The organism is Hymenobacter sp. DG25A (assembly GCF_001280305.1).
Lineage (GTDB): Bacteria > Bacteroidota > Bacteroidia > Cytophagales > Hymenobacteraceae > Hymenobacter.
Map to the genome: position 1 here is coordinate 2,343,749 of NZ_CP012623.1, position 16,611 is coordinate 2,360,359.

Here is a 16,611-nt window from a genome sequence, read left to right on the forward strand (position 1 = left end):
TGATTTGTAAGGAAACTACTTCAGCTTCTTCGCCCACTTTGCCACGGCCTGCTGAAAGGCAACTGGCTCCTCCACGAAGGGCACGTGGCCCGTCTGCATCTCGGCTACCTTTTGATTGGGGAAACGGAAGAGCTTGTAGTGGTTGGGGCCGATGCAGTAGTCTTTCGCTCCGGTTACGACCAGCACCGGGGCGGTAAGCTGCGGGGTGAGCAGGGTGAAGTCCTGCTGATATTCGGGCAGGTTGAAGACGTAGGAGCCGAATTCGCCGGTTCGGGGGTTCCCCTGGTCGGCGGCTTCTACTTTCTGGAAACCCTCGTCGGTCTGGTACTGCAGCTTGCGCCAGGTGTTTTGCGCATTGAAGATATCAATCACCAGCGGCCAGCGTTCCGACAGGGGCCTGGTTTCATCCAGGTACGGGGTGCGGTCAGTGACGGTAGTAAAGGGCATACCATCCTGAATCATGCTGCGCATAGAGTCTGAGAGGTAAAGCGTGCACTCTACCAGCACCAGTCCGCGCACATGCTGTGGGTATTTGGCAGCGTAGGCAGTGGCAATGGTACCGCCAAAGGAGTGCGCCATCACCACCCACTGCTCTACGCCCAGCTGCAGCCTGATTTCCTCCAGATCCTGCACCATGCGCTCCAGCGAATAGTTGTGGCGCGGGTCGTTCTGGGAGCGGCCACTACCCCGCTGGTCGTACCAGATCATCTGAAACTTATCTTCCAGAGCGGGGCCGGCCAGCGCCTGCGGCATGCCGCTCCAGGCTCCCGGCCCGCCGTGCACAAACACACACGGAATGCCTTTGCCGGAAATTGAGGCATAAAGCTGAACCCCATCCGAAGTAAGCAATGTGGGGGTGCCATTGACCAGCGGCCCATGCGGGGCGGCCGCTGCCAGGGCGGGCAGCAGCAGGCAAAACAGAAACAGGCGGAAGCGGAAAACCAGAGTCATAGCAACGTTATTATGTTGGCCAGACCACGATTTTTGGGCAAGGGTTGCCCGGGTTACGGCAAGAATGCTCTTGATTAAGAGCTAACAACTATTGTTACTCTTCTTTGGTCACGAGCGTGCGCAAATGGTCCAGGGCCTCCTGGGTCTGCCGTTGCTTATCCTCATTGAGCGGAGGATTGGTTTTGCCCTCTGCCGGCGTGTAAAAGGCCAGAATGCTCTTTTTTTGCGGTGCTGTCAGGCCCTCAAACTTGTTGTTATTCAGCTTGAGCAGCCATTCACTATAGGTTTCATCGGCCAGGGGGTACTCGCCCGTGCGGGTGATGTGGCCGGTGTCAAAATCGGTATTGGGCAGGGCGGCCGCAGTCAGGTAGCCCTGCTTATTCAGCAGCCCGCAGTAGGTGCCTATTACCTGATGAAAGCTGCTCCGAAAGAGCTTCTGCGCCTCGGGCGTGGGCAATTTGAACGCAAAAGGCTTCAGGGGGCCAACCTTAGGCAGCACCCGCACCAGGTAGGACAGCACGCGCGCCCCAAAGCCCGGCTGCTGGTAGCTACCCCCAAACTCCTTGCGATACTGGCGGCGGCTGATATCATAAATATAGTCGCGGCGGCGGGCCTTGGGGCTGATGGCCAAGATATCCTTCTTTTTGCTCTGCCAGGCGGCGCGGGTGGCCATCGGAATAATCTCCTTTACGGCAAAGCGGTACGAGCTAATGCTTAAGTCTACGTTGGCAATAACCTGCCCCAGCTTCAGGCTGTACGTTTTCTCAAAAGCCCGCTCCAGCACTTCCTTGCTTACTTTAAAGCCGATGTAGTTGTGGTAATCATCGGAGCGGTAACGGCCGGCCGCTACCTGCAGCACATCAAAAGAAAACTCCAGCTGTGTGTGCTGTTTGGGCGCCTCATGATAGGTAATGACTTCGCCAAACTCCGCTTTCAGCTGGGGATACACGAAAGCCAGGGCTTTATTGGTGCCCTCGGGGTGGCCACTGATATCGGCGGCATAGTGGCCCAGCGCCCCCAGAGCAAAGGCATATTCGTTCCGGTTGTGGGCCTCATCCAGCAGGTTGCGCACAAAGTCGCCGCTGCGCACATAGTGCGTCAGGTTGGTAAACAGCTTGGAGCCGAATGGATAAAAGCCCATATCCTGGATAATAGCCCCGCCATAGGCGTAGGCTTTAGCCTCTTTCAGCTCTGCGGGGGTAGCGCCGGGAAAGCGCCGCTGCAGCGTGGGCACCAGGCAGGGCTCCCAGGTAGAATCAATGTTGGCCTGGTGCGTGAGGACGGAATAGGCGGCGGCCGGCACCCAAGCCAGAACCAGCAGCAGGCCGGTAAGAAGAATGCGTTGCATAGGAAAAAAGCAAGGAGCTTATACGTCCGCAACGTATAGTCCGGGCATTCCGTTGCGCAGCGCAGAGGCGGCCAGGTGGGAAAAGCCCGAATAAAATGCGGCATAACCCGGCGGCACCCGTATTTTTGTCAGTGAATGTCTGATGCGGAAGCACGACGGTTTGGTTTGTTCTGCTTTGTTTGTCTGGTGAGTTACCGTTGGATTTTTCTTGGATGGCTGTTTCTACTGGCCTTATTACCCACCCACACCCAGGCCCAGGCGCCGGCTGCCAGTCCCCTACTGCGGGAAGTAGTGCTGCGGACTGATACGCTCAGCTATAGCCTTTCCCACTCCACTTTCCTGGTGAAAGGCGAGCCACACCTCTTCTTCACTTACCGGCGCGACGATGAAACGGTGGATCTGACCGTATTGCCTTCGCAGCCGCAGAAACCGCTCCGCTTGGTCCGCTCCGCCGACTTTCAGCTGCTTGATTCGCTCACGCTGGCGCCGGACGGAAAATCTCTCCGCGCCAAGCTGCGCTTCCGCGACCTTACCTCCGCCCAGTTCCTGCGCCTCACGTTCACGGCTCCCGCCGATAGCGCCGGCCAGCCCGCGCAGGCCCAGACGGTAAACCTGCTGCCCGTTACGCGCACCACCCTCGATTTCCGTCCCAACGATACGGAGCTATTTGTGGGCGAGGAAAAGGTGTACGACCTGTCCAGCAACAACGCCAAAAACGTGCGTACCACCGGTGAATGGACGCGCGGCCAGGATATTGACTACCGCCTCACCCAGGACAAAGGCCAGCTGCGGCTGCATGTTCTGCCTAATACCTTAGGTAACCGCCTGCTCACCGTGCGTGCCCAGACGGAGCGCCCCTTCCTCACCGACAACAACCGCCGCCTTACCTATGGCCTGCCACCGCTGCGCCAGGAATTTACGGTGAAGGCCTCCCGGCTGCGCTTTCTGAGCGTCGATAAAAAAGAAATTACGCTGACCGAAGCCACCCGCCGCCAGGGCGTAGAGCTGATTCTGGATAACGGCCGCACCTTCGATCTGAAGCACACCTACCGCATTGAGGACCAGGAAGAGGCCGGCGGCGCGCTTATTGCCGAGCTGTTTACGCGGCAGTACCTCACCAACGACCGGGTGCTGTGCTGGCTGCGCGTGTTCAACACCCACCGCCAGACTGATAGCTACCTCTACATCAAAGAGGACGACAAAGCCAAGTACGTCACCAACTTCAATATCTCACCTAAAACGGCCGTTACGGCCCTGAGCGTGCGCCACCGCGGCGGCGACTGGACCAGCAGCAACACCGTGAACCCCGGCGAAACGGTGGATGTGCGCCTGGAGGGAGAGTCTCTGCAGCGGGCGCGGTTTCATTTTGAGGATGTGCAGGTAGTGCCTTCCGATTCCAGCATCCGCTCCGATGCGGCCGTGGTGTACCGTGTGCAGGTGCCCTCAACCATTGATAAAAAGCGCATTACCATTTTCAATGCCGGTCAGCCCACGGGTTTTCAGCTGGCCATCAAGGAATTTCAGCGCCCTCACCCGCTCGATTTTGTAGCCGTTACCTTCGGTGAAGCGCCCCGCCCCATCACGCGCTTCAACGGCCCTATTCTCTACGACCGTACCATCAGCGACGTCGTTTTCAGCTTCAACTCGGGTGCCATTGATGCCGACCAGCAGCTCTACGGCAAGCAGTACCTCACCTTCGATATCCGGACGCAGAACAGCAAGGGGGAGCTGATTGAAATGCGCACGGTAGATAACGTGGTGGTGTGCCCTGATGGCAGCTCGGTGCGGGCGGCGTTCTACCAAGACAAGCAGTGCCAGGTAGGTAATATCAGCCTTAACAGCCTGCTGTCAGCGCGTAAAACCTATGATATGGATGATTGGAGTACGGTCATCATTACCGTCAAACATACACCTGGGCAGTACCAGGAGCCGGGCTTTTCGCAGAAGCTGGAGTTGGTATTCAAACGTAAGATGAAGTTTGATATTGACGTGAGTTTTCCTGGCGGTCTACTCACTCGCAAGTCTGGTGATACAGGTTTTGGCTCCTTCGGAGGTATTTCTCTGGCTATGCTGGGGCAGCTTAGCTTTTATCATCCAGAGAAGATAAATCGGCTGCGGCCATATAAGATTGGTGCGGGCTTTGTTGCCCTCAATGCCTTCAATCTTAATAGCAATGACACCAGCGTAGAGCGTGACTTGGGCATCGTGATTCTAGGCTCAGTATACCCCACACGGCGTGATGCCAAGCTCTCATTCCCATTGTATCTAGGCGGTGGTTGGCTGCTTTCGAAAGGCAAGCCTTTCTTTCTGTTGGGGCCGGGTATTGGGGTACGCTTATAAGGCGGGAAATGGTGGTAAGCGAAACGCTGTATTTCGGCAATTCCCTTTTCAAGCAAAAGCCCTGGCATCAGTTCTGATGCCAGGGCTTTTGCTTGAAATTCTCACTCCAACTATTCCTATTCTGTGGAAGAAAGCTGGTAGTTGTTATGGAATGGTAACCACTCGCTGAATGTAATACAGCTTAGTAGTTGGATCTTGGGGAGGGTTGCTGGTATCAAAATCCAGTGTGGATATTACCTGACCATCGGCTATCAGCTCGGCGTGTACTTTGCCAGAGTTAGGTACAGGCTTGAACTCATCGGAACCAGCAATTCTAAACGTGGCGTCCGTCCGATGGCTGATCTGCTTTGCGGTTACTTCCTGAGGAGTTTCGTTGTAAGTAGCCTCATAGGAAAACAGGTCATTCTGTGTGCCATCTTTTGGCAGGATATACACCTGTACGTCCTTGGCTGTAGAATTAGAAGTAACACGCAGCGTAATAACTGCCTTGTTAGGGTCTACTGGGGGAGTTTTGGCTGGCTCCGCTTTGTCTTTTGAACAAGCTGTGAAAAGCACTAGAAAAGTGGCCAGATAAATTAAAAAGCGCATATGATGAATTTAGAAAATATGATGGCGCAATATAGCTAGCAGAAGATAATTCCTAAAGCCTGAATATCAGGATGCCCTGAAGCTTATCTATCTCCTACTGATTTATTACTTCACTGGAAAACCCGCTTCTATGCATGCTGGTTCCGCCTGATGTGTCTTAAATGTATGTCGCGGGCAGTAGTAGCCTAAAATACAACAGCCCCGTTTCCATGCTGGAAACGGGGCTGTTGCTCTGCAGAGGAGGAGGGATTCGAACCCCCGGAGGTTTAACCCTCAACGGTTTTCAAGACCGCCGCAATCGACCACTCTGCCACTCCTCTAACTTGTTCGCGGTATGTAAAACAACAACTTTTCCCGCGAAAGAAAAAGCCACTGGCAGAGAGGGGGGGATTCGAACCCCCGATACCCTTGCAGGTATAACGGATTTCGAATCCGTCGCATTCGACCACTCTGCCACCTCTCTAAGGCCCAACTGAGTGGATTGGGACGACAAAAGTAGTCGGCTCCCCTGCCTGCCGCAAGCGCGGGCAGCTATTTTTTCGTTTTTTTTTGCGGCTAAGGGTGCGGGTGCGCGGCTAATTCCTCATTACGAATCACATACCGCTTCAGCCGGCCCGTTACGGCATCAATGCTCACGTTCACTTCAAAGCCCACAATCAGGGTCATACAAACAAAATCCAGCCACACCATGAAGCCCACCAGCGCGCCAATGGAGCCATAGAAGTGGTTATAGGAGTCGAAGATTTTGATGTAGAGAATGAACAGGGACGACACCAGAAAAATCAGCAGCGTGGCTACCACGGCCCCGGCCGATAGAAAGGGCCAGCGGTCCTGCACGGCCGGTACATAATAGTAAATCAGGCAGGTAGTAAACAGGAACAGGGCTACCACGGAGCCGTAGCGTAATACCGTGATTAGCAGTGCCGTGAGGCGCTCGGGCACTATCTCATAAAACACTAAGGTGTCAATGATATAAGTACCAAAGAAAATACCCGCAATGGAGAGCAATAGCACCATAGCCAGCACCACGGTAAGTAGCGTAGCAATAACCCGCTTCCGCAGATAGGTGCGCCGCTTGAAGGTGTGGTACTTTTTGTCAAAGGCATCCAGCAGCGCCATTATGCCATTTGAGCTGAGGAACAGGGCCGCCCCAAAACCAAACGACAGCAAGCCGCCGTGCGGAATGTTCACAATGTCCTCAATGGTATCCGCAATGGCCACGTACATCTCCCGCGGTATAAAATCGGAGAGGAACTGCAGGATGTCCAGGTTAAGATTGGGGACGGGTATGTAGGGAATGAGTGTGAACAGGAAGATGATGGTGGGAAAGATGGAGATGGTGAAGTTGAAGGCCATATAGCTGGCCCGCTTGGTCACACTGTCCAGCTTCAACTCCTGAATCATGTGGTCTACCACATCATATACCGAGGCTTTTCCCCGGTTAAAGCGCAGCCGCTTCAGCCAGATAATAAGCTTCCGGTACGTGCGCTGCTGGCGCATGTTGGAAACCCGGTACCGGCGTGGCATACGCATTAACATGGCGGTATTTTCAGTGAGAAAGGAGCTTTTAGGTGGCTTAACTTTCATTCCCCTTTAAAAACGCGGCCGGGGCCGGAGCTTCCGAGGGTAGTTTTTGCTTGGGCGGCGTGAGCGGGCTGGTTAGCTCATCGTCGCTGAAAAAGGGCGCCAGCTTGGCCTGAATATCTTCGGGAATGGGAACCGGCCGGCCATTGGCAGTGCTCACAAATACCATCAGGGTATGGCCTTCGGTAAGCAGTTCCTGGGCTTCATTATAGATTTCGTATTCGAAAAGAACGCGCGAGCCTTCGGCGGGCTGCTTGAGGAGCAGGCGCACAGTCAGCAGGTCATCGTAGCGGGCCGGGCGCCGGAAGCGGGTGCGAATCTCCCCTACCGGCATGCCTACGCCATCGGCCTCCAGGTCTTTGTAGCGGATACCCAGCTGTCGGAAGGCTTCGGTGCGGGCCACCTCGAAGTACGCGGCGTAGTTGCCGTGGTACACGTAGCCCATCTGGTCGGTTTCGGCGTAGCGGACGCGAATGGCGGTATCGTGGCTATACATATTCAGAGTTGTCAGTTGATAATTGTCAGTGGCCAGTTATGTGAATTAGAGCCAGCATACTGGCAACTCTCAACCGGCCACTGAATTTACTTCATAATGCCGGCCCGGCTCAGGGCGGCCTGATACCGGCGGGCATTTACCAGGTGCTCCTGCTCATTACGGGCAAACGCATGGTAGCCGCTGAAATCCTCCTTGGCGCAGAAATACAGGTACTGGTGGCTTTCGGGGTTCAATACGGCATCAATGCTGGCGATGCTGGGCAGATTGATGGGGCCGGGCGGCAGGCCCGCGTACTTATACGTGTTGTAGGGCGAGTCTTTCAGCAAGTGTACGTTCAGCACCCGCTTGATGGTGAAGTCCTGGTTGGCGTACACCACGGTGGGGTCGGCCTGCAGCTTCATGCCGCGCTTGAGGCGGTTGAGGTACACTCCGGCCACGCGGGGGCGCTCATCGGCGTGCTGCTGCTGCTCGGCTTCCACAATGCTGGCCAGCGTGCTTACCTGGGCCCGGGTAAGGCCCAGGGCCTTGCGCTTGGCGTCGCGGGCGGGTGTCCAGAACTTCTCGTATTCCTTTTTCATGCGCTGCATGAGGTTATCGGGCGAGGAGTTCCAGTACAGCTCGTAGGTATTGGGAATGAACATCGTCAGAATGCTCGTGGTATCGAAACCCAGGCTTTTGGTGTAGTTGGGGCTACTTAGCAGCGAATCAAACTGGCCGGGGCGGGAGTCGATGGCAGTGCTAAGCTTGCGGGCCAGGTCTTCCCGCAGACGGATGTTCTGAAAGGTGAGCTTAAGCGGGGACTGTCGGCCGGCGCGAAGGTCCGAAATCAGCTGCCGGTTGGTGTAGCCATCCTTCAGCTCATAGCGGCCGGGCTTCACCAGCTTATCATACTTCATGATGCGGGCCACGAAGTGCAGGCTGAGCTTGTCCACAATCACGCCGGTGGCTTCAATGGAGTCCAGCACGGCTTTGGCGGTTTCGCCGCGGCGCACCAACACGTAAGTGGGGCGGCCTTTGGTTTCTACGTTGGGCGTGTAGAAAACCTGGTAGAAATAGTAGGAGAACGTGACGAACAAAAGCCCCAAAACAGCCGTGATGGCGGCAAAACGGTTGCGGCGGCGAATGGCGCGGGCTTTGTAGTCGATGCGGGGTGAGGCCATGCGAAGGCAGGACGATAAGTAGAGGTAAAAAGAAGTAGAGCCAATACCAGGCGGATATCCGCCCGGGAAGTTATGGCTCCGACCCGCAAAAGTAAGCTTCTGCGCATCATCTTCCGCCGCCGCGGCCCGCACTTCCCGGTAGCCGGCAGATTTAGCAGGCCGGATGCAACCTGCAGGGCCAAAAAACCGAACTAGTGAAAGTTTTCTGGCGGGTACCGTACCTTGCCCCGGCCGCCTCCCTTAGTCCGGAGGTGTTATTGATTATTTCACCCTAGCTCCTACTCCGTATGTCTGCCACGCTGCTCCGCATTCACCCCGATAACCCACCGCAAAACCGCATTCAGCAGGCAGTGGACGTGCTGCGCAACGGCGGCGTTATTATTTACCCCACGGATACCATTTACGGCCTGGGCTGCGACATCACCAACGCCAAAGCGGTGGAGAAGCTTTGCCGCATCAAAGGCGTGAAACCCGATAAAGCCAACCTCTCCTTTATCTGCTCCGACCTCTCGCACATTACTGACTACGCCAACGGCATTACCACCCCCATTTACAAAGTCCTGAAAAAAGCACTACCCGGCCCGTTCACCTTCATTTTTGAGGCCAGCGCCAAAGCACCCAAATACGGGGGCGTTAAGCGCAAAACCGTGGGCATCCGCGTGCCCGACCACAATATCTGCCTGGCGCTGGTGCGGGAGCTGGGCAACCCCATTGTGAGTACCTCGGTGCACGATGAAGACGAAATTCTGGAGTACAGCACCGACCCCGACCTCATCTTCGAGAAATATCGCGCCCTGGTAGACCTGGTGATTGATGGCGGCTTCGGAAATAACATTGCCAGCACTGTGGTGGACTGCACCGATGATGACTTTACCATCATCCGGCAGGGTGCCGGAGATATTGAGCAGTATTTGTAAAAGGGTTAATTACCCGTTGCCTGTATAGGGGCAGTATTTGATTGACGCTAAAAAGCCCCTGCCGTTTTTTAAACGGCAGGGGCTTTTTAGTTGCAAAAGATTCAGGATTTGTAGTAGCCAACTGCCCCTACTCTCCTACCGGGCGCTTATGTTTCCAGCGGCGGTGTGACCAGAGATAATCAGCCGGCGCAGCCCGGATATCCTTCTCCATAGCCCGCGCAAAGGCTTCAGTTATCCGGTGCTGATTGGGGTCCAGAGGCGTATTGCCATCATAAAGCTCGGTAAGCACTACTTCATAGTATCCCCGCCGCTTTCGCCGGATGCTGACAAAAACCACCGGCAGCTGAAACTGGGCGGCTAAACGGTCGGCGCCGGTATAGAAACCCGTCTCCTGGTGTAGGAGCTGCGTCCAGTAGCGGTTTTTGGCGTTGCTTGGGCTTTGGTCGCTCAACATGCACAGCAGCTGCTGCCGGTCCTGGCTGGCTGCCATATAGCGAATAGTTTCGCGCATGGTTACCAGCTCAGCTCCGGTGCGGGTGCGCAGCTTGTACATAAAATCGTCGAAAAACGGACTATTCAGCGGCTGGTACACGCCCACCGCCGGCGCATTGATCTGTAGAGCCCCCGAAGTCAGAATCCATTCCCAGTTGCCCTCGTGGGAGCCCAGGGCCAGCAAGGAGCGCCCCTTGGCCAGCTGATCCGTAATGACATGCTTGTTGGGGTACGAAACCCGCCGGCTCAATTCCTCCGGGGAAGCCTGCCGCAGCCACAGTATTTCTACCATTAGCTGGGCAAAGTGCCGGTAAAACTGCTTGGCCAGTTTTTTATGTTCCGCCTCCGTTTTTTCGGGAAAGGAGTTGCGCAGGTTTTCCAGTACTACCCGCTCCCGGTAGCGCAGAACGTAGGCCATCAGGAAATACAGCACTTCGGCCAGTCCGTACAGCAGCGGCAGCGGCAGAGACGCTAAGCCCCGTAAAAACCATTCAAGCGGACGATAATACCACGGGTACGTGGGCGGGGCAATAGTTGAACTCATGGATTGATAACAGCCCCGGCTGGGGCGTACGTGTCGGGGTCGCGCAGTACCCGCGTGGTTTTGCTGGCCAGCAGCTTGCTTTTGGCGCCGCGAACTTCCACAATTAAATCGTATTCCCCGGCCGGCAGCTTGGCAATATCCATGGCAGCAATCAGCAAATGGGGCGCCCCGGCCACGGGTTTCGCCGTGCCGGCCAGCGTGGCCGCGTCTTTGGTACCGCCCACGGGGCGCAGGCGGTATTTGGTGGTGAGGGTTTGCTCCTGGGGCGCGTTATATAGCTCAGCGTACAGATAGAGTTTATCGGCCCCGCGGCCGTAAAGGCCACCGGGCGTGCGCACCAGCATATAGCCACCCCGGTTGAAGTTGGTTTGCGCCGCCGAGCGGGAGGCGGGCTTGGACAGCACCACCACGTCGCTCAGGCGCAGGCCTGGCTTATCAAACTCTATGGTAATAGGCACCTCTAAAATGCGGTTGCCACCGGCCCGGTACTGGTCCGTTACCTGGGCACGTATGGTGTACACGCCATCAGGCAGCATAATGCGCTTCTGAAAGCTCATGGGGTTTTTCAGGGCCTGGGTGGTGTCATTCAGCACCGGTGGCCGCAGTTTTACCATTTCGCTATACACTATCTTACCATCCTTGGCCAGCACTTCCAGGGTAAGGGAGGCGGTCGCCTGAAAAATTCTGGGCGCCCGGCGCTTATAGGCTAGGGAGTTGCCATCCACGGTGGCAAACATATCCAGCACCCCACCATTCCGGCCCCGGTCATCGTTACGAAAAGCGGCTACGTCCAGCGTGAGCTTAGGGGCTCCGGCCTGGGCTGCAACGCTCAGAAAAACACCCAGAAAGGCAAAGAGAAGTCTTTTCATGACAGGTTGGCGGACTAAAGGTACGGCAAATGGATAGTACAGACCGGGGCAGCAACGTGTAACTTGGGCGCGGCGGGCCAGTTGTCTGCCTGCCCTAAGCTAGCATCATGCCTGTTTTATTTGAAACTCAATATAATCCACCGGCGGCATTTTTTGCAGCACTGGCCGGCCAGGATGCATTGTGGCTGGAGAGCCACGAGCACTACCGCAAGCAGACCTACCGCAACCGCTGCCTTATTCTCACCGCGCAGGGGGTAAAGCCACTTACGGTACCGGTTATTGATGGTAACCGCAGCGAGAAAGTACGTATTACGGAGCTGGAAATCGATTATCGACAGAACTGGGTGCATCAACACTGGCGCACCTTGCAAACCGCATACGGGGGTAGCCCGTATTTTGAATATTACGCCGACTATCTGCACGACATTTACGTACAGAAACCGGCGCTGCTTTTCGACCTGAATCTCTCGCTACTCGCTTTCTTTTTGCGCTGTCTGCGGCTGCGAATTCCTGTGGAATTCACCACCGAGTATCATGCTTCCTACCCTCCCGAGGCCCTGCGCGACCGGCGCGACTGGCTGTCACCCAAAGATCCAGTTACCCCGGAACCTGACAGGACGTCGGTACGCCCGTATGCCCAAACCTTTGGCGTACAATTTGTACCCAACTTAAGCATCCTGGACTTGTTATTTATGCAAGGGCCAGCTGCCGGCAGTTTTCTCGTGTAGGGTCTTTGCCGCTTATCTATTTCCGAACCTTCGTCCGTACCCGCCTGTTTTCAGGTACCCACGGCCTTCCCTGCCCTAAAACGTGCTATTTGCGCTTGCGGGGTTCCGTTTTTCTTCACTACCTTATCTGCATGGAAGCTAAATTCTCAAATCGAGTCAAGGAGGTCATCTCCCTGAGCCGGGAAGAAGCCATCCGGCTCGGTCACGACTATATCGGTACCGAACATCTCTTGCTGGGCATGATTCGCGAGGGCGAAGGCACGGCCATTGGACTGCTCAAAAAACTGGGCGTTTCCGTGGACGAGCTCAAGTATGCTTTAGAGCAAGCTACCCGCAATACCGCCACTCAGGGCACCAGCATTACCGGCTCTATTCCGCTGACAAAACAGACGGAAAAAGTACTTAAGATTACGTACCTGGAAGCCAAGATCTTTAAGAGCGAAATCATTGGCACGGAGCACCTGCTGCTCTCGATTCTGCGCGATGAGGACAACATCTCTTCTCAGATTCTGGCTAAGTTCAACGTTAACTACGAAGCAGTGCGCGACTCCTTAGACTACCACGGCAACACGCCGGGTCCTTCCGCCGGTCCTTCTGATACCGACGACGACGACAACGACAAACTGTTTGGCAGCTCGTCTAAATCAGGCAGCAGCTCCACGGCCAAGAAACCGGGCGAAAAGTCGCGCACTCCCGTGCTCGATAACTTCGGCCGCGACCTGACCAAGCTGGCTGAGGACGACAAGCTGGACCCCATTGTAGGCCGCGAAAAAGAAATTGAGCGCGTAGCTCAGATTCTCTCGCGCCGCAAAAAGAACAACCCCATTCTGATTGGTGAGCCCGGGGTAGGTAAGACGGCTATTGCCGAAGGCCTGGCTCTGCGCATCATTCAGAAGAAAGTATCGCGCGTGCTGTTTGGCAAGCGTGTGGTGACGCTGGATCTGGCCTCCCTGGTGGCCGGCACCAAGTACCGCGGTCAGTTTGAGGAGCGCATGAAGGCCGTGATGAACGAGCTGGAAAAGTCGCCCGACGTGATTCTGTTCATTGACGAGCTGCACACGATTGTAGGTGCTGGCGGAGCCTCCGGCTCGCTGGATGCTTCCAACATGTTCAAGCCGGCTTTGGCCCGCGGCGAAATTCAATGCATTGGCGCTACCACCCTGGATGAGTATCGGCAGTACATTGAGAAAGATGGTGCTCTGGCCCGTCGTTTCCAGATGGTGATGGTGGACCCCACTACGCCGGAGGAAACCATCGAAATCCTGCACAACATCAAGGACAAGTATCAGGACCACCACCACGTAGTGTACACCGACAAGGCTATTGAGGCCTGCGTGAAACTGTCGGACCGCTACATGAGTGACCGGTTCCTGCCAGACAAGGCCATCGATATTCTCGATGAAGCCGGCGCCCGCGTGCACATCAACAACATTGTGGTGCCCGAGGATATTCTCAAGCTCGAAGAGAGCATCGAGAACATCAAGACGGAGAAAAACCGCGTGGTGAAGTCGCAGAAATACGAGGAAGCCGCCCAGCTCCGCGACAAAGAGAAGAAGCTCTTGGAGCAGCTGGAGCTGGCCAAAAAGAACTGGGAAGACGAAACCAAGAAGAAGCGGTACACCGTGAAGGAGGAAAACGTGGCTGAAGTAATAGCCATGATGACTGGCATTCCGGTGAGCCGCGTGGCCCAGAACGAAAGCCAGAAGCTGCTCAACATGGGTGAGGAGCTGCAGGGCAAAGTAATTGGGCAGGAAAAGGCCATTAAGCAATTGGTGAAAGCCATCCAGCGTACCCGCGTAGGCCTGAAAGACCCGAAAAAGCCCATCGGCTCGTTCGTGTTCCTCGGCCCAACGGGTGTGGGTAAAACGGAGCTGGCCAAAGTGTTGGCTACCTACCTCTTCGACAAGGAAGATTCGCTCGTGCGCATCGACATGTCGGAGTACATGGAGAAATTCAGCGTATCGCGCCTGGTAGGCGCGCCTCCCGGCTACGTGGGTTATGAAGAGGGCGGTCAGCTGACGGAGAAAATCCGCCGCAAGCCGTACTCGGTTATCCTGCTCGACGAAATTGAGAAGGCGCACCCGGACGTATACAACCTGCTCCTGCAGGTGCTGGACGATGGTATTCTGACCGACGGCCTCGGCCGCAAGGTGGACTTCCGCAACACCATCATCATCATGACCTCCAACATCGGAGCCCGCGACCTAGCGGACTTCGGCGCAGGCATCGGCTTCGGCACAAAGGCCCGCAATGAGAACATGGATGAGCTGACGAAGAGCACTATCACCAACGCCCTGCGCAAAACCTTCTCCCCAGAGTTCCTCAACCGCTTGGACGATGTTATTGTCTTCAACTCCCTGGAGAAGAAGGACATTCACAAAATAATCGACATCTCGCTGGCCAAGCTGCTCTCGCGGGTACAAGCCTTGGGCTACCGTGTAGAACTGACGGAGGCCGCCAAGGACTTCGTAGCCGAGAAGGGCTACGACCCCAAATTTGGCGCTCGTCCGCTCAACCGGGCTATTCAGAAGTACATTGAAGACCCGATTGCGGAGGAAATCCTGAAGGCGCAGATTGCCCAGGGAGACGTTATCACGGCCGACTACACGGAAGGCGCAGAAGAGTTGACGTTTGCCGTAAGCAAGAGCGGGGAAACCCCCAAACTAGCCAGCGACGAACGGCCGGAGGAGACTCCGGAACCTGACGCGCCGGATGCGGAGAAGGGCAAATAATTGCTGAATCAGTTAACAAAAAGGGCTGACCCAATTGGGTCAGCCCTTTTTGTTTTTCCTGGCCAAAAAATCAGGCGTTAATCTTTTCCTCTCTTGGTTACCTTTGGTATTCATTCCGGTTGCATTTTCTGATTACCCCATCCCCACCCAATGTCTGATCCGCACGCTGAAGCCCAACTGAGCAAAATCGAAATTCTGGCCCGCAAAAATGCCGAAGCCCTACTCGGCGGTGGTCAGGCAAGAATTGAGGCCCAACACAAAAAAGGCAAGCTCACGGCGCGGGAGCGGGTAGATCTGCTGATGGACGAAGGCTCCTTCGAGGAAATCGGCAAGTTTGTGATGCACCGCTCCAAGGACTTCGGGCTGGATAAGGAATACTATCTGGGCGACGGAGTAGTAACGGGCTATGGCACCGTAAACGGCCGCTTGGTGTACGTTTTCTCCCAGGATTTCACGGTTTTTGGCGGCTCTCTGAGCGAAACCCACGCCGAGAAAATCGTAAAAATCATGGACCTGGCCATGAAGAATGGTGCCCCTGTTATCGGCTTGAACGACTCTGGCGGAGCCCGCATTCAGGAAGGCGTAGTAAGCCTGGGTGGCTACGCTGATATCTTCTATAAAAATACGCTGGCCTCCGGCGTGGTGCCACAGCTTTCGGCCATTATGGGCCCGTGCGCGGGCGGCGCGGTGTACTCCCCCGCCATTACCGACTTTATTCTGATGGTGGAAGACACGAGCTATATGTTCGTGACGGGCCCCAACGTAGTAAAAACGGTTACGCACGAAAACGTGACCAGCGAAGAACTGGGTGGTGCCAGCACCCACTCGGCCAAGAGCGGCGTCACGCACTTTTCGTGCGCCAATGAGGTAGCCTGCATCAATCACCTCAAAGCCCTGCTGAGCTACATGCCGCAGAACTGCGAGGAAACCGCCCCGGCCCTGCCCTACGAGGCCTCCGACGAGATGCGTCCCGTGCTGGACACCATCATTCCCGAAAACCCCAACCAACCCTACGACATCCGGGAGGTAATTGAAGGCATCATTGATGCGAATACCTTCCTGGAAGTGCACCAGAACTTTGCCGAGAACATTGTAGTGGGTTTTGCCCGCCTGGGTGGCCGCAGCATTGGTATTGTGGGCAACCAGCCCTCTGTACTGGCGGGCGTGCTCGATATCAATGCCTCCACCAAAGCCGCCCGTTTCGTGCGGTTCTGCGACTCGTTCAACATTCCGCTGCTGGTGCTGGAAGACGTGCCCGGCTTCCTTCCCGGCACCGACCAGGAGTGGCGCGGCATTATCACCAATGGGGCCAAGCTGCTCTACGCTTTCTGCGAAGCTACCGTGCCGCGCATCACTGTAATTACCCGCAAAGCCTACGGCGGAGCGTATGATGTGATGAACTCCAAGCACATTGGCGCTGATATGAACTACGCCTGGCCCACCGCCGAAATTGCGGTAATGGGTGCCAAAGGTGCCGCGGAAATCATCTTCAAGCGGGAAATTGCGCAGGCCGAAGACCCGGAAGCCAAGCTGCAGGAAAAGGTAGATGAGTATCAGAAGAAGTTCGCCACGCCTTACCGCGCCGCCCACCGCGGCTTTGTGGATGAGGTTATTCTGCCTTCGCAAACGCGCCAGAAGCTGATTCGCGCCTTCAAGATGCTGGAGAACAAAGTGGATACGCTACCTCGTAAGAAGCACGGAAACATTCCGCTATAAGCTTAAGACCTACGATATGGGTTTGCCAGCAATAAGCATCTTACTGTTCTTTCTAGGCATTATTTGCTCTTTCATTGGCCTGCTACTCAAATCTGGAATTGGGAAGGGAATATTGATATTACTCGTAATAGCACTTTGCGTATTCC

Annotated in this window: 13 protein-coding genes and 2 tRNA genes; 5 read left to right on the top strand and 10 right to left on the bottom strand. The window is 55.6% G+C overall.

Features of this window, described 5'->3' with window-relative positions:
- Nucleotides 1–15 precede the first annotated feature (15 nt).
- Nucleotides 16–951 carry an alpha/beta fold hydrolase gene (locus tag AM218_RS10060; protein WP_054413747.1) on the bottom strand — a complete coding sequence of 312 codons (936 nt, stop codon included), beginning with the start codon at nucleotides 949–951 and terminating at the stop codon, nucleotides 16–18.
- Nucleotides 952–1,045: 94 nt separating this feature from the next.
- The gene (locus AM218_RS10065; protein ID WP_054413748.1) at nucleotides 1,046–2,299 is read right to left on the bottom strand and encodes a zinc dependent phospholipase C family protein; all 1,254 of its coding nucleotides are present in this window, start codon (nucleotides 2,297–2,299) and stop codon (nucleotides 1,046–1,048) included.
- Nucleotides 2,300–2,485: 186 nt separating this feature from the next.
- Between AM218_RS10065 and AM218_RS10070 the strand changes: the two genes are divergently transcribed.
- Nucleotides 2,486–4,639: a hypothetical protein gene (locus tag AM218_RS10070; protein ID WP_054413749.1), complete on the top strand. Its 2,154-nt coding sequence runs from the start codon at nucleotides 2,486–2,488 to the stop codon at nucleotides 4,637–4,639.
- A 144-nt stretch (nucleotides 4,640–4,783) separates the two neighbouring features.
- Here the strand turns inward: AM218_RS10070 and AM218_RS10075 are convergent, their stop codons facing one another.
- From AM218_RS10075 to mltG, 6 genes are all read right to left on the bottom strand, one after another.
- Nucleotides 4,784–5,227, bottom strand: coding sequence for a hypothetical protein (locus AM218_RS10075; protein WP_054413750.1), 444 nt, complete (start codon nucleotides 5,225–5,227; stop codon nucleotides 4,784–4,786).
- A 235-nt stretch (nucleotides 5,228–5,462) separates the two neighbouring features.
- Nucleotides 5,463–5,547, bottom strand: a tRNA-Ser gene (locus AM218_RS10080).
- A 53-nt stretch (nucleotides 5,548–5,600) separates the two neighbouring features.
- Nucleotides 5,601–5,690, bottom strand: a tRNA-Ser gene (locus AM218_RS10085).
- A 92-nt stretch (nucleotides 5,691–5,782) separates the two neighbouring features.
- Entirely contained in the window at nucleotides 5,783–6,754 is a 972-nt protein-coding gene (locus AM218_RS10090; RefSeq protein ID WP_231717472.1) for a YihY/virulence factor BrkB family protein, read from the bottom strand.
- 49 nt (nucleotides 6,755–6,803) lie between these two features.
- Complete coding sequence (locus AM218_RS10095; protein WP_054413751.1) at nucleotides 6,804–7,307, bottom strand: acyl-CoA thioesterase; 504 nt, start codon at nucleotides 7,305–7,307, stop codon at nucleotides 6,804–6,806.
- A gap of 86 nt (nucleotides 7,308–7,393) precedes the next feature.
- On the bottom strand, nucleotides 7,394–8,467 hold the full coding sequence (gene mltG / locus AM218_RS10100) for an endolytic transglycosylase MltG (RefSeq protein ID WP_082318172.1): 1,074 nt from the start codon (nucleotides 8,465–8,467) through the stop codon (nucleotides 7,394–7,396).
- Between the two features lie 287 nt (nucleotides 8,468–8,754).
- Here mltG and AM218_RS10105 point away from each other — a divergent pair, with 287 nt between their 5' ends.
- Nucleotides 8,755–9,384 (top strand): L-threonylcarbamoyladenylate synthase, encoded by a 630-nt coding sequence (locus tag AM218_RS10105; RefSeq protein ID WP_054413752.1) that lies wholly within the window; start codon nucleotides 8,755–8,757, stop codon nucleotides 9,382–9,384.
- Nucleotides 9,385–9,511: 127 nt separating this feature from the next.
- On the opposite strand, the gene AM218_RS10110 is transcribed toward AM218_RS10105, so the two are convergent.
- Both AM218_RS10110 and AM218_RS10115 read right to left on the bottom strand, forming a co-directional pair.
- Complete coding sequence (locus AM218_RS10110; RefSeq protein ID WP_054413753.1) at nucleotides 9,512–10,420, bottom strand: lysophospholipid acyltransferase family protein; 909 nt, start codon at nucleotides 10,418–10,420, stop codon at nucleotides 9,512–9,514.
- Entirely contained in the window at nucleotides 10,417–11,289 is an 873-nt protein-coding gene (locus AM218_RS10115) for a hypothetical protein (protein ID WP_054413754.1), read from the bottom strand. Before AM218_RS10115 ends, AM218_RS10110 begins: the two co-directional genes overlap by 4 nt.
- A 107-nt stretch (nucleotides 11,290–11,396) precedes the next feature.
- Here AM218_RS10115 and AM218_RS10120 point away from each other — a divergent pair, with 107 nt between their 5' ends.
- The 3 genes from AM218_RS10120 (at nucleotide 11,397) to AM218_RS10130 (ending at nucleotide 16,465) form a co-directional block, all read left to right on the top strand.
- A complete protein-coding gene (locus tag AM218_RS10120) occupies nucleotides 11,397–12,017 on the top strand; it encodes a WbqC family protein (protein ID WP_054413755.1) in 621 nt (206 codons plus the stop codon).
- Nucleotides 12,018–12,148: 131 nt separating this feature from the next.
- On the top strand, nucleotides 12,149–14,749 hold the full coding sequence (locus AM218_RS10125) for an ATP-dependent Clp protease ATP-binding subunit (RefSeq protein ID WP_054413756.1): 2,601 nt from the start codon (nucleotides 12,149–12,151) through the stop codon (nucleotides 14,747–14,749).
- A gap of 150 nt (nucleotides 14,750–14,899) precedes the next feature.
- Nucleotides 14,900–16,465, top strand: coding sequence for an acyl-CoA carboxylase subunit beta (locus AM218_RS10130; RefSeq protein WP_054413757.1), 1,566 nt, complete (start codon nucleotides 14,900–14,902; stop codon nucleotides 16,463–16,465).
- Nucleotides 16,466–16,611: the final 146 nt, after the last annotated feature.